The 13,654-nt window shown below is 39.1% G+C and carries 13 protein-coding genes and 1 pseudogene; 6 read left to right on the forward strand and 8 right to left on the reverse strand.

The features are described 5' to 3' along the window. The 3 genes and pseudogenes from ACTHJT_RS00835 to ACTHJT_RS00845 all read right to left on the reverse strand — a co-directional run. A pseudogene (locus ACTHJT_RS00835) lies at window positions 1-359 on the reverse strand (hypothetical protein); the annotation flags it as partial. A gap of 101 nt (window positions 360-460) precedes the next feature. Then, the gene (locus ACTHJT_RS00840) at window positions 461-1,102 is read right to left on the reverse strand and encodes an outer membrane beta-barrel protein (protein ID WP_440235684.1); all 642 of its coding nucleotides are present in this window, start codon (window positions 1,100-1,102) and stop codon (window positions 461-463) included. Between the two features lie 78 nt (window positions 1,103-1,180). Continuing rightward, on the reverse strand, window positions 1,181-1,939 hold the full coding sequence (locus tag ACTHJT_RS00845) for a hypothetical protein (RefSeq protein ID WP_440235686.1): 759 nt from the start codon (window positions 1,937-1,939) through the stop codon (window positions 1,181-1,183). A 214-nt stretch (window positions 1,940-2,153) separates the two neighbouring features. Here ACTHJT_RS00845 and ACTHJT_RS00850 point away from each other — a divergent pair, with 214 nt between their 5' ends. From ACTHJT_RS00850 to ACTHJT_RS00865, 4 genes are all read left to right on the forward strand, one after another. Beyond that, a complete protein-coding gene (locus ACTHJT_RS00850) occupies window positions 2,154-2,798 on the forward strand; it encodes a DUF4136 domain-containing protein (RefSeq protein WP_440235687.1) in 645 nt (214 codons plus the stop codon). A gap of 7 nt (window positions 2,799-2,805) precedes the next feature. After that, window positions 2,806-3,408, forward strand: a complete 603-nt coding sequence (locus tag ACTHJT_RS00855; RefSeq protein WP_440235689.1) for a hypothetical protein — start codon at window positions 2,806-2,808, stop codon at window positions 3,406-3,408. A 52-nt stretch (window positions 3,409-3,460) separates the two neighbouring features. After that, window positions 3,461-3,931 (forward strand): hypothetical protein, encoded by a 471-nt coding sequence (locus tag ACTHJT_RS00860; protein ID WP_440235691.1) that lies wholly within the window; start codon window positions 3,461-3,463, stop codon window positions 3,929-3,931. A 169-nt stretch (window positions 3,932-4,100) separates the two neighbouring features. Then, window positions 4,101-5,234 (forward strand): BamA/TamA family outer membrane protein, encoded by a 1,134-nt coding sequence (locus tag ACTHJT_RS00865; RefSeq protein WP_440235693.1) that lies wholly within the window; start codon window positions 4,101-4,103, stop codon window positions 5,232-5,234. A gap of 97 nt (window positions 5,235-5,331) precedes the next feature. Here ACTHJT_RS00865 and ACTHJT_RS00870 read toward each other — a convergent pair whose 3' ends face one another. Beyond that, entirely contained in the window at window positions 5,332-6,036 is a 705-nt protein-coding gene (locus ACTHJT_RS00870) for a hypothetical protein (protein ID WP_440235695.1), read from the reverse strand. Between the two features lie 183 nt (window positions 6,037-6,219). Between ACTHJT_RS00870 and ACTHJT_RS00875 the strand changes: the two genes are divergently transcribed. Further along, window positions 6,220-7,347, forward strand: a complete 1,128-nt coding sequence (locus ACTHJT_RS00875; RefSeq protein ID WP_440235697.1) for a hypothetical protein — start codon at window positions 6,220-6,222, stop codon at window positions 7,345-7,347. Window positions 7,348-7,413: 66 nt separating this feature from the next. On the opposite strand, the gene ACTHJT_RS00880 is transcribed toward ACTHJT_RS00875, so the two are convergent. The 3 genes from ACTHJT_RS00880 to ACTHJT_RS00890 form a co-directional block, all read right to left on the reverse strand. Beyond that, the gene (locus tag ACTHJT_RS00880; RefSeq protein WP_440235700.1) at window positions 7,414-8,127 is read right to left on the reverse strand and encodes a porin family protein; all 714 of its coding nucleotides are present in this window, start codon (window positions 8,125-8,127) and stop codon (window positions 7,414-7,416) included. A 48-nt stretch (window positions 8,128-8,175) separates the two neighbouring features. Next, window positions 8,176-9,399: a BamA/TamA family outer membrane protein gene (locus tag ACTHJT_RS00885; RefSeq protein ID WP_440235702.1), complete on the reverse strand. Its 1,224-nt coding sequence runs from the start codon at window positions 9,397-9,399 to the stop codon at window positions 8,176-8,178. 84 nt (window positions 9,400-9,483) lie between these two features. After that, window positions 9,484-10,014, reverse strand: coding sequence for a hypothetical protein (locus ACTHJT_RS00890; protein WP_440235705.1), 531 nt, complete (start codon window positions 10,012-10,014; stop codon window positions 9,484-9,486). Window positions 10,015-10,195: 181 nt separating this feature from the next. Here ACTHJT_RS00890 and ACTHJT_RS00895 point away from each other — a divergent pair, with 181 nt between their 5' ends. Then, window positions 10,196-11,233: an HAD family hydrolase gene (locus tag ACTHJT_RS00895; protein ID WP_440235707.1), complete on the forward strand. Its 1,038-nt coding sequence runs from the start codon at window positions 10,196-10,198 to the stop codon at window positions 11,231-11,233. Window positions 11,234-11,311: 78 nt separating this feature from the next. Here the strand turns inward: ACTHJT_RS00895 and ACTHJT_RS00900 are convergent. Then, window positions 11,312-13,654, reverse strand: a 2,343-nt coding sequence (locus tag ACTHJT_RS00900; protein WP_440235709.1) for an arylsulfatase, incomplete at its 5' end; no start/stop codon positions are given.

Raw genomic sequence — 13,654 nt, forward strand, 5'->3', positions numbered from 1 at the left:
TGCGGAGTATAGCCGGAAGTTTTCAGCATTAATATAAACTGATTCTTAGTCGTATACTGCAAGGCCAGGTTTGAAGAAGACATACGGGTATGCTGAGGATTTCCCATAAAAAATGCAGCTACCCCTCCAACTCCGAAAAAGAAGCCGGTCGCAGGGCTTGAGCCTATCACCGGTAGCAAAATCAACGAAGTAGTTTTCTCTTTATTTTTAATTTTGGTGGTTGGCGAAACATGTTTACGAAACAATACTTCACTTAAATTCTTTGGCGTACATGCGGCAGTATCCTGCGCATAACTTTTTATGCTCATCATCAACAAAACCAATAAAAATAAAAACCGCTGCATCGTATTCAATATCATGTAAATTATTTCGTCAATGATCATCCAATAAAAAAACTCATTATAAAGCCCGTCTATTCCGGCACTTTATAATGAGTTTTGTTTTATTTCTTTCTGATGAATTAGTTTCTTAATCTGAAGATCAATCCACCAGATACGTTCATCTGGATGATTGTTGTATAAGTTGATGCTCCAGCATATGCTCCGCCCGTACCAATACCAACCCCCAAGCCAACACCCTGAATTGGCGCCCAGAAGCCAAAACCAGCCCGGATACCAACTTTATCGCTCACGAAATATTTCACCCCGGCACCAAAATTTACAGCGAATTTCCAAAGGGAAGAATACTTATTAGAAGCCGGATCGAATAAAGCTGCCCCCATACCAAGTGTCGCATATGGTTCCACTTTATCATTCACCATAACCGTACGTGTTCCGTTCAATTGAAAATAGTTTGCGCCAAGATCACATATTGTTGTTTCATAACCATAGTTCGGTTTATCTACCAAACGTGAATCCTGGTGATTGAAAACCAATTCAACAAACGTTTGTTCTCTGATCTCAAAACCAAGAATACCTCCATAGCACGGACCGTCTTCTAAGGCCAGTTTACCATTACTGTTATTGAAACTATTGTAATATTTATAGGCGCCCCAATACTGGTATCCTCCTGTAGCTGTTAATTCAACACGTTGCGCATAAGAACCGGCATGAACCATTACCAGAAAAGCAGACAACAAAAAAGCATAGAACTTAGTTTTCATAATTTTTATATTTATATAATTCCAAAGATAACGTATTTACTCACCAGGACAAATGATACTGATCAATGCTATAATTTATTAAAAGCGTGCTCCAAGGTATAATGCAAAACCTGTTACTGAATATCCCACATCACCGTCAAAACGACTGTTTACAGGAAAGTCTGTAACCATATATTTAATATTCGTAAAGGAACAGCCAAGTGAAAAATTCTTCAGTAAATAATATTCCAGTGTGAGGCGATTATCAATCACTTTACCGTTAATGCCCTGTACCGTTAACCCAAAATACTCAAATGAATACCTGCCCAAAAGTCTTGGTGTAATATAAGCAGACCCATGTATGCCGATAAGTAGAACGGGTATAAATACTGAAAGACTGTTGGAATACACACTGCCATTATTTCGATCAAGCGTTGCTCCCACATCAAGGTTTAATACCCTTATGCCTGTTGTAAAACCCACATTCCAGTTCTTATCATAAAAAACACTATATCTGTAAGTGGCACCCATAAAACGGATATTGAAATAACTGCTTAACCTGGCACCCGCATTCAGTGTTGAGTCTCCATAAGTAAAATCCCTGTCCAGTACGCTTTCTCCATGTCTGAAAACAGAAAAATAAGTAAGTGATACTGCACTGCGGGGGGAAAGTTGTGCCAATGCTTCTGTCCGGAAAGAAACTCCTTTACCTTTCAATTTAAAATCATTCTCAACATTGATGGACGTACCAACGAATTTCCCATCGATACGTAATGTGGTTTCTGATACAGGAAAAAACGTTCCCCCATAAATATAATACCGGTACTTTGGCATACGGGCTACTTTCAATGAATCCATTGCAAAGGAACTTATTGCAATAAATGAGCAAAACAAAAATAAAAGATATCGCATCAGATTAATTAAAATTGTACTATTTTACTGCACTAATTTACTACATAATTTGAATTCAATACCATCATAATCATATTTTTTAATTTGGAGATTACACTTAAAGAGGTAAATTTGACTTGTCTAAATAATTCTTTTCAAATGTTTTTAACTTTCATTTAAAATGAAACAAAATCACCTAAAAATTATAATCGGATGTTGCATTTTTTTACTGTGGGGATGCTATCCGCAAGAAAACGGCTCAATTAATGAGTATGATCTTGTAGCTACAAATTATGACAAGGACTTTGCCTTCTCCCAGCACAAAACATATGCATTACCGGATAGCATTGTCCTGGTCAGCGACCAGACAACCAATGGCGACGATCTTGTTTTTGTTGACAAAGCAACGGCAACGCTTATCTTGAATCAGATCCGTACCAATCTGAACAGCATGGGCTGGACAGAAGAGGACACTACTACGGCTGACATTATTTTACTGCCTACTGCTTTAAAAAACACAACACTTTATTACTATTATGACTGGGCATATTGGGGCTGGTATTACCCGGGTTATGCACCTGGCTGGGGTTGGGGTTACCCGGGCTACGGCTACCCTTATCCGGCAGTGTCAGGTTACCAGACCGGTACATTATTCATGCAGATGACCTACAGAGCAGGCATAGAAGCTGAAAGTGTGCCTGTTGTATGGAATGGTGTTATTAATGGATTGCTGAATGTTGGAGGCTCTAGCAGTACTTCCACTGTTAACAGCAGAATTGTTACCGCAATCAACCAGGCATTTACTCAATCTCCATATTTAAAATAATTCAGTAATGAAAAATATATATATTGTTTTACTTCTCTTTATATCCGTTACTACACAGGCTGTAGCACAACTCGGAGATAATTACCTGACCCTTCACTACTCAACCGGCGTTGGCTTAGGGAGCACAAATGACTTAGTCAGCAAAATGAGTTTCAGAGGCGCTTCCTTTGAATACAGAAAATTCACTTCAGATGTGGTTGCTCTAGGTCTTGATTTTAACTGGAACGTATTATATGAGAAAAAATCATACGATACATATACGGCAGGAACGGTAAGTCTATCCGGTGTACAATACCGTTCACTGAACATACTTCCATTCATGGCAACTGCCGATTATTTCTTTGCTGACGGAGACCATGTTTTACAACCGTTTGTTGGATTGGGTATAGGTGCTGTCCATACAATCGAAAACGTGGATATGGGTCTGTACCGTTATAATGTAAAAGAATGGCATACAGGTTTCAAACCTCAGGCAGGTATCTGGTATTACTTAAATGAAACAACAAAACTTTCAGTAAGCTCTGAATTTTTGTATGCTTTCAAAACAGCTAATACAGCAAAAAGAGAAATGCTGACTTTTAATATCGGTGTTGCCTTTACTCCATATTAATTCTGAAGAACAATCTAAAATTTCAACACAAACAATTTAATACATACAACAAATGAAAAAGCTAATCACAATCTTATCAATCGTTTTTTTATCTTCTCTTTCTCTTTTATCCAATGCACAAACTCAGGATGAATTGTTTAATTCTGTTTTCAAGCAGGAAAAAAGAGCGTACTTTTCTGAGAACATGCATTTGAAAGCAGATGAATTTGATAAGTTCTGGACTATCTATGGCGCTTTTGAAAATGAGCGTGTAAGTATCGGTACTGAGCGTATCAACCTGCTTAAAACATATGTAGAGAAATATGAAACAATGAGCAATGAAGATGCAGATGCATTTATGAAAAAATGGCTTGCTGTAGATAAAAAAGAAGATGCTATGCGTGTTAAATACTATGGTAAAATGAAAAAAGACCTTGGCGCAAAAACTGCCGCACACTTCTTACAGTTAGATGACTATATTCAGACTGCCATCAAATTTGAAATTCTAGACGAACTACCATTCATTGGTGAGTTTTCAAACTAATTAACAGAAGGGAGTTCAAAATGAACTCCCTTCTTATTTATAAATAGCCGAACCTGGGAAATCAATATATCTTCTGCTATTCTGTTTAACAGTTCTTTAAATTATTTTCTTACCTTTTTATTCTCTTTCATTCTAGTTGATCCGGCTCATGCCATACATGATTATCCTAATGAGAAACATTTTCACGTTATTATCTCTGCTGTTGTTTTCACAATTTGCCATTGCCCAAACAGATTCAACTTCACAAGCTACCGCCGATACGCTTTCAAAATTTGACAGATTCAATCAAAAAGGTGAAAAAGTTTTTCAATACATTCCGGTACCCATCTATTCACACACCAAGGAAGCCGGTGACATATTCGGATTGGCCAAATACAACCTGTTTGATTTGTATAAAGGAGACACCGTAACAAAACCTTCAAAAGTTTCGAGTGTATTTACCATGTCCAGTAAAGGACGGATTAACTTTTCGCTTTCAACAGAATTCATTTTAAAAGAAAACAGATACATTTTTTTAAGCTACGTAAATTTCAAAAAAACACCGGAAGTTGTTCTGGGCATTGGTAACGATGTAAGCATTGATAACAAAGAAAATATTTCAAATAACCGGGTTCGGTTTAATATTGTAACACTTCGTAAGTTGAGTAAATACCTGTATGCCGGCCCCGGCTTTGATATTTCCTATTATTACAACATGCTTGTCGATAGTAATAGTATCATGATCCGTGAAGGAGCCGTTGGCTTAAACGGCGGATTAAATGTTGGCCTCGGCGTAGGGGCTGCCTACGACAGCAGAGACAACAGGTACAACACGTACCAGGGATCATATATTCTGTTCACATCTACTTTTTATGGCGGCGCAATTGGCAGCGAATATACATTCAGTAAAATAAACCTGGATGCGCGAAAATTCTTCAATCCCTGGTTCAAACATGTTATCGCCTTACAGGTAACAACCAATGCTTCCTATAACCAGACACCCTATTACAACCTGGCACTGTTGGGGGGGAGCAATCAAATGCGGGGTTATTATGAAGGTGCCATCAGAGATAATGTACTGATCGACGGACAGCTGGAATACAGAATGCCGATCTGGAATATTTTTGGTATGACGGGGTGGGTAGGTACAGGACGGGTAGCACCGAGCTATCGTGACATGTCATTCAACAACCTGTGGCTTTCCTATGGTTTAGGCGCCCGGATACGGGTTGACTCCAAACACAACACCAATCTGCGGATTGATTTCGGATTCGGACAGAAAGGTGCCAATGCATTCATCATCGGGTTTGCTGAAGCATTTTAATATTATGTAACATCTCAGTTCGTAAATAAAAATTTTAACCTGGTAATAAGTCGAAAACAGAATACCTTAAATCCGGGTAAGTTAATATAACATACATTTATTTCTGAACCGGTTGCTCCCTATTACGCTCTTCCCTGACCCATTGATTGTTGCTTTTATCCCAATAAGATTTATTGTTCATTATGCCTTCAAGAGTGAGCGGATAAGTTATCTCTTCTTTCCACAAAGGGTTATTATCCGCATCAAATGTAATAACGGTCTCATACCAATGCATGCTACCTCCGGGATTTAAATGGATAACAATGCGTTTGGCAGCACCATTCTCATGGAATTCACTGAACTCTGTTGAAATTGAATAGCTGGTTAATATATCTTCCTGTTCAAAAGTTACCCTTCCCTGCGGATCATAAAACCGGATTTTCTTTTTTTCTCCATAAGCTTTGGGCGGAACAATTTTTACAGCTACTTTTTTAGAATCAGTATAAAAATAACAGATGGTATCAGAATTACGTTTCATTCTGTCAGAAACAGGAATAATCTTCCTCTTAACAATAACAGGTTTTTGGGTTGCTGTTAATGTATCCAATACTTTGAATTCAGGCTGAGATGAAGATGTTCCTTTTATTGCAGCTGCAGAATCCTGATCTGCAGCGCCCTGGTTCATTTTTTTAATTTCATTCTTTAATGAGTCTCTTTCCTTTCTTAACGCACTTAATTCTATGCTGTCATTGACATTGTTTTCATTACTAAAGCAGCTGCTGAATAAAAACAGACATAAAAACACAATAACATATTCTTTCATACAAATAATTAAATACGGAAGCTGCAAAATAAACAAAACAGATATTATACTATTTATAAATTTCATGCCAGAACACTGTATATCGCGTCTTTCAAGTGATTAGAGTATCCTTTTTTTTATAGAAAAACATCAAACACATCATTAAAAAATGTATTATTGCAGTAGAAACTAACTTTTTGACGGATGACAAAACATATACTTACATTCCTTTTTGCTTCTTCCTGTTTATTGGGTCAAGCTCAGGTTTTCTCAGACAGAGATGACCTGCAAAAACAGGATAGTGCAACTTTAGCAAAACCAAAACCATATCCATACCTGTTACCTATTTTAGGGAAAAAGGCCACTGCAGCGGGCTTTGATCTTCCTTATTCAGCAGGTATTGGTATAAATTATTTATGGCAGAAATCGGATATCAACATCAGCAATTTAAGTGTTGGTTTCAACCATAACCCACAGCACAGCCTGGATAACATCATCCAGTTTAACAGTGCCACGGTAACGTCAAATGGTATCAATATCCGTCCGGATGTGTGGGTACTACCGTTCCTGAATGTTTACGGAATTTTTGCAAAGACCTATTCAACTACGGCAATCGATGCTAACCTCCGTATTCCAACAGATCCTTCTATACCTGGTTCGGAATGGAAAACTATTGCAAACTTCCAGACAAAAGCACAGTTCGAAGGAACAACGACCGGGTTTGGTTTTACTCCGACAATGGGCGTAAAAGGCTTCTGGATGGCCTTTGATATGAACTTTACCTGGACAGATATTCCTCAATTAGAAAAACCTGCCTTCACTTATATCTTTGGACCAAGATTAGGAAAGGCATTTAAATTAAATCAACCGGAACGTAGTGTAGCATTCTGGGTTGGTGGCTTCCGTGTGAAAATGAATTCCACTACCGCCGGCTCATTACCGATAGGCGATCTTTTCAATACAGATGGCATCAATCAAAAAATTGATAACGGATATACACAAATTCAGGAAGCGCAGCAAAACGTTGATGATTGGTGGTCCAGCCTTAGTCCGGCAGACCAGCAAAAGCCTTCAAACATTGCAAAAAAGGATGCTGCTGAGAATGCATTATCAACAGCAGAAAGTACCTTAGATGGTTTATCCGATGCAGTAAACAATGTTGAACATTCAAGTGTACAATATTCTTTATCTAAAAGACCTGCAGATATGTGGAACTTCTTAGTAGGAAGTCAATATCAATTCAACAAGCACTGGATGCTTCGAGCGGAATGCGGTTTCCTTGCTTCCAGAACCCAGGTGATTGCAGGCCTGCAATATCGTTTCGGTTTATAAAATCTTCTTATAAAACAAAAAAGGTCCTGCATAATTGCAGGACCTTTTTTGTTTTATTCACTCCTCTTATTCTTTTGCTGCTTTCGGCAAATTCTTTTTACCTGCCCCAATCGGAATATTCAGTTTGATAAAAACGGAACTGTTATTCTGATTCCCTGGAACATCCTTGTATACATCAACCAGGCCGTAATAGTATTTAATACCAAGGGTCATACCATGTGTCTTTTGAAGTTTGTATCCCAAACCACCGACAAGTCCGAAATCGATACGGGTAAACTGGTCCGTATTTTTTTCCTTGATCTTTGCACTCGTGCCGCCGCTGTCTGATTTGAATTCAACCCAGGCCTTCGTCATTAAACCCGCTTGTGGGCCGGCTTCCAGGTAGATCCTGTTTTTAAATTGATATTTGGCTAACAGCGGCACTAAAAAATAATCAATCTTCTGGCTATATATACCGCTGGCATTATACGTTGAAGCATGCAGCTGAGATAGATCAGCCGCTGATAAATCTTTCGTACCTAAATTAGACTTCACCAGTACACCTGTATACAAGCGCCAGGATTTTTTAATTTCAATATCAAAATATAAACCCAGGTTGAATGTCGGCAGCATCTTTGAGGATTGCATGGAGGTAATTTTCGAGAAATTTGTTCCGCCTTCCAGACCAAATTCAACCTTATCTGAATTGAGCTTATCGCCAAACAGCAGAGAAATCAATACCTGCGAATGTGCGTGATAAGCAAATAAAAAAACGAATAAAACAAAGATGCTTTTTTTCATATTATTACTATAAAACTATTGCTAATATAATTCAGCAATAACGTTTTTTCAAAATACTTCATTCAAACCAAGATAAAATCCCTGCGCGCCATAATCTCCAAAAGCATAATCAAGGTTCAGATTGGTACGGGCTTTCTTATCGATCATTATACGCAGACCTGCTCCATATCCGACATTAATATAATCAAACAGATTAATTCCTCCGAGACGATTACTTGCAGTGGTTCCGTTTACAAAAACAACCGCTCCGAAAGTTTCCTTTTCTTTTTGCAAAGGCACCCGATATTCCAGCTCACTATAAATTACATCTTCACCCCTGAACCGGCCTTGTGTGTAGGCGCGGCCGGAACGGCCAAACTGGTCCCATCCCACTGCCGGCAAATCCATGTACGGTACTTTACCGCTTGTGAGAAACCAGCCATACGTCCATAAACCTATAAGGTGCCGGGGTCTGTCTTTTGACAGATGCAAATAATCACGATACTCCAGCCACAATACCGTTGATGATTTTGAGCTGCCTAAAAACTCCGGATTGATATGGATATTGGCAAACGCATAACGTCCCTTATATGGATTGACCGCATTATCCCGGCTATCATACAATGCATTTAATGAAATCCCTGATAGCAGATATTCTTTCGTACTGATTCCTTTCTGAATATTGTATACATAATGACTGGTAAGTGTTTGAGGTGTTGAATTCAGATCCAGCATTTTGTCATCAATACTATAATGATAATCCAGGTGATAACCAAGACCACCGAAGAAACGGGTCTCTTTATATCGTTTCATTACTGTCTGATGAAAGCGTATATAATTAAATGCCATCATCTGCGCAGTCGAAATAGGAGTATATGGATTATTTGAAAACTCTTCAAAACCATCTGCTATAGGTTTGCCCGATTGCGGCCCTGTGCCTAAACCGTATGTAGGTTGCGATGTAATGAAATAGCGGATGTCCGTTAACAGATTCCATCGATCACCTCTTAAAAATGTATTTCCTTTGGCCGTAAAGATCCATTGTTTATTGGTCGTATAAATGATAGAACCAAGCGCAGAAGATATGCTGGTATTCTCAGGGCTTCCCATGAACCAGGTTGCTCCGGGAGCTAAACCAAGCATTAAACCCGATGTTGGATTGGCTCCGATAACAGGCAAGGGAATAAATTTTATTTTGCCATATGTTTTGGTTTTAGTAGTTATTGAATCTTGCTGAGCCCATAGCCAGGAGCTTATGAAAGAAGTCAAAAACAGCAAATAGATTTTTTTCATAAAAATGCAGAATTGATTTAGAAATTATTTTAATCGCTTGTATTCAAATATAACGGGAAATGCATCCCCGGTATAAAATCATAATTACTGTTTTATTCCTAAATATTTACTCATGCCAAATCCAAACATCCATGCTGAGTAATAATTCAGTTTGTTTTCATAAGAAAAATTCAAGCTTAATTCTAAATCTTCTTTCAGCTCAAAACCGTATTCCGCACCTACAATCAATTGAAAAAAGCTTTTACTCTTATGTGAAAATTCATAACCCGGCCCACCGAAAACAGATAACTCTTTCCATACTTTGCCAGTGGCCATAACACTGGTACAAACAGGATACGTGCGTTGAATGATTTCATCACTTTCCGGTTCAATTTCAAATTCTGATAATTTGATATCGTTTTTCATACCTAAGGCAAAACGTTTGGTAAGAAAATAATCATAATCAAATCCCCAGGTAGGAATAATGAAAAAAGAAGATTGTTCATTAATAACTTTTGAAACATGCGAATTGGCCATCATTAAGGTAAGCCGATGCCTTTTAAACGTATTCTCGCCTTCCTGAGCAAACAGATTATAAGATAAAAGCAACAGCAGAAAACATATAATTCTTTTCATAGCAGTACGATTAAAAAACCAGTTATAAAAACTCCTCCAATGAAATGCCTTATCACAAATTCTATCGCCTACAAAAACGATATCAAAACTATCATGATAACTATTGCCTGGTTAAAGCAATATAATTACTTTTAATTATAAATTGGAATCTTTTCAATTTTCACTTTTAAACATATCAACTATGCGAACAAAATTCCAACCCCTTATCTTTTTTATGCTTTGCATGAACTTCGCCTGTACATCCAATTCAACGGAGCATGCACAAACAACACAAAAAGACACTACAATATCTTCAACGAAGGAAGTACTACCTTCCTGGAATAATACAGCGCTGAAAAAATCTATCATTGATTATGTAACAGCTGTAACGAAAGAAGGAAGCGCTGACTTTGTACCTGTTGCTGATCGTATTGCTACGTTTGATAACGATGGCACCTTATGGTCAGAACAACCGGAGTATTTTCAGCTTTTCTATGCACTCGATAAAATAAAAGCCCTGGCTCCTGCGCACCCGGAATGGAAAACGAAACAACCTTTTAAAGCTGTATTGGAAAATAATACAGCTGAATTAATGAAACAGGGAGAAAAAGGTATTCTGCAACTTATTGCTGTAAGCCACACGGGCATGACAACAGAACAATTTAACACTTCAGTCAACCAATGGGCTGATACGGCGAAGCACCCTGTAAAACATAAGCTTTATAAAGAACTTGTGTACCAGCCCATGCTGGAGCTTATACAATACCTGCAGGCCAATCAGTTCAAAGTATTTATCGTATCAGGCGGTGGTATTGATTTCATGCGTGCCTGGGCCGAGAACGTGTATGGCATTCCAAAAGACCAGATTATTGGCAGCAGTATCAAAATGAAGTATGATTACAATAATGGAGATCCAATCATACTCAAACTTCCTGAACTGGATTTTATTGATGACAAAGACGGAAAAGCTGTGGGTATTGCCAAATACATTGGCCGCAAACCGGTATTTGCCGCAGGTAATTCAGATGGAGACTTACAGATGCTGCAATGGACAGCATCGAATTCATTCAGGAACTTTAAACTCTATGTACACCATACAGATTCAATAAGAGAATGGGCATACGATCGGAAGTCGCACATCGGCACCTTTGACAAAGGCTGGGACGAAGCCATTACCAAACAGTGGGCCATTGCCGACATGAAGACTGACTGGAAAATTATTTATCCTTTTGAAAAATAAAGTACAAAGCGTATAAAATAAAAAAGCTATCCTTAACGGGATAGCTTTTTTATTTATTGTTCCATTGTGCTTAGTAAATTATTTTTTCACAGGAAATGTCTCTACAGTTACTTTAGAAATCTTGCCTGTAAACTTCGATTTATCTTTATATCCAGTATAAACCGGCGTATTCTCATCTATTCCTACATCTGCAGATTCATCAATACCAAACGTGTTGCTATTTGTTTTAGCGACTCTTCCCTCTCCTGTTTTCTTACCATCCACATACAGAGTAGCAGTACCAGCTCCACCGCGACCACCGTCGTAAACAAAATCAAGAACAATGGTATGTTTGCCCGGTGTTACTTTTTCTCCGCCTGTAATGGTATACAATTCAAGTCCTACCCAATTGTATGTATAAACAGGTTTGCCATTCTGCATGTAGAAAGACCAGCCGCCAAAGTCACCGCCCTGGCAGATCATAACACCGGATGCATTTGCCGGCACCTCTACTTCAGCTGTATATTTCACAGAAGTATTTTTAACATTGATGAATGCATTTTCAGCGATTCCTTTTGCTCCTTCATACAACACCAGCTTTGTACGTCCATTCATGAGATCGGGTCTTCCTGCAATAACTGCATCAAAGCGCTCAATGGTACGATCATCAATCGGCAATACATTATATTTAACAGCTTCCTGCATAAATAGCTTTTTCAGCTCATCCAGTTTTTCCGGATTCTTTGCTGCCAGGTTATTTGATTGGCTGTAATCTTCATTCACGTTATACAATTCCCATACATCTTCTGTCAAAGCATGTCTTGGCTTTGCTTCCCACGGTGCTTTATGTATGGTACCCGCAAACCAGCCATCATGGTAAATGGCACGATTACCTGCCATTTCGAAATACTGTGTTTTACGAACATCAGCTGCCTGTGCATTTTCAAACGAATATTTCATGCTTACCCCTTCTATAGGCCGCTGTTCAATACCATAAACCATTTTCGGAGCCGGTACACCCACACATTCATATATTGTTGGTGCTACATCAATCACATGGTGGAATTGTGAACGTACTTCAGCCTGCGCTTTAATACCGTCAGGCCAGTGTACAACCATACCGTTACGTGTACCGCCAAAGTTTGAAGCAACCTGTTTTGTCCAGGTAAATGGCGTATTACCAGCAACCGCCCAGCCTGCGGCAAAGTGGTTATATGTTTCATCTGTACCTAATTTATCCATCTTGCTCAATTGCATATCAAGCGTCTCCTGAACACCATTGAAATATGTATTTTCATTGAACATACCAATCATGCCTCCTTCGGCGCTTGAACCGTTATCCCCGACAACATAAAAGAACAACGTGTTATCCAGTTCTCCCCTTGCTTCAAGCGCATCTACCAGTCTCCCAACCTGTGCATCCGTGTGCTCGGCAAAGCCTGCAAATATTTCCATTTGTTTTTCAAACAAATGTTTCTCTTCAGCTGTAAGTTGATCCCAGTCCTTGATCGCTTCAGGCTTTGGAGCCAGCTTCGTATTCTGTGGCACTACACCAAGTTTCTTTTGTCGCTCAAGTGTTTCTTCACGCAGCTTATCCCAGCCCTGCGAAAATTTTCCTTTATATTTATCTGAATATTCTTTTGGTGCATGATGCGGTGCATGTGTTGCGCCCGGTGCATAATACATGTAGAATGGTTTATCAGGTGTAAGCGACTGCTGTGTGTTCATCCAAGCAAGCGCCTGGTCGGTCATATCATTTGTGAAATGATAATTCGGATCCTTTACATTCGGGTATGCACGTGCTGTGCCATCATAAACCAAAGGATGATACTGATTGGTTTCACCGCCGATAAATCCATAAAACTTATCAAAGCCGGAACCTGTTGGCCAGCGATCATACGGACCGGATACAGAACCTTCCCATGGTGGGGTTTCATGATATTTACCAAATGCAGCCGTGCTATAACCATTCAAACGCAGCACCTGCGCAATAGGTGTTATCGTTTGCGGACGAATGCCTGTATTTCCCGGGAAAGCTGTTGCTATTTCCATGATCGCACCTGCATTATTGGAATGATGGTTATAACCAGTCAAGATCGCCGTACGTGTAGGTGAGCAAAGTGCTGTAGTGTGAAAACGATTGTACTTTAGTCCTCTGCTTGCAAGCTTTTCAAGCGTAGGCATGTTAATAGGACCGCCGAAAGCACTTGAATGCCCGTAACCGATATCATCTATAAGAACAATTACCACATTGGGTGCTTTTGCAGGAGCCTTCACTTCGAAACGTTTAGGAGCAGTGGCATTACGCGCATCCAGTTCCGTGATTGCCGGATAAACGGGTTCCCTGATGGGAAGAACAGAACGATCCAGCGAATCAGAAGTAATGACTGATACCTGTTCTGTTGATTTAGGAGAGCATGCATACAGCAGTACTACACTAAA

It is taken from the genome of Cytophaga sp. (assembly GCF_051961495.1).
In the GTDB taxonomy this organism is placed as follows: domain Bacteria; phylum Bacteroidota; class Bacteroidia; order Cytophagales; family Cytophagaceae; genus Cytophaga.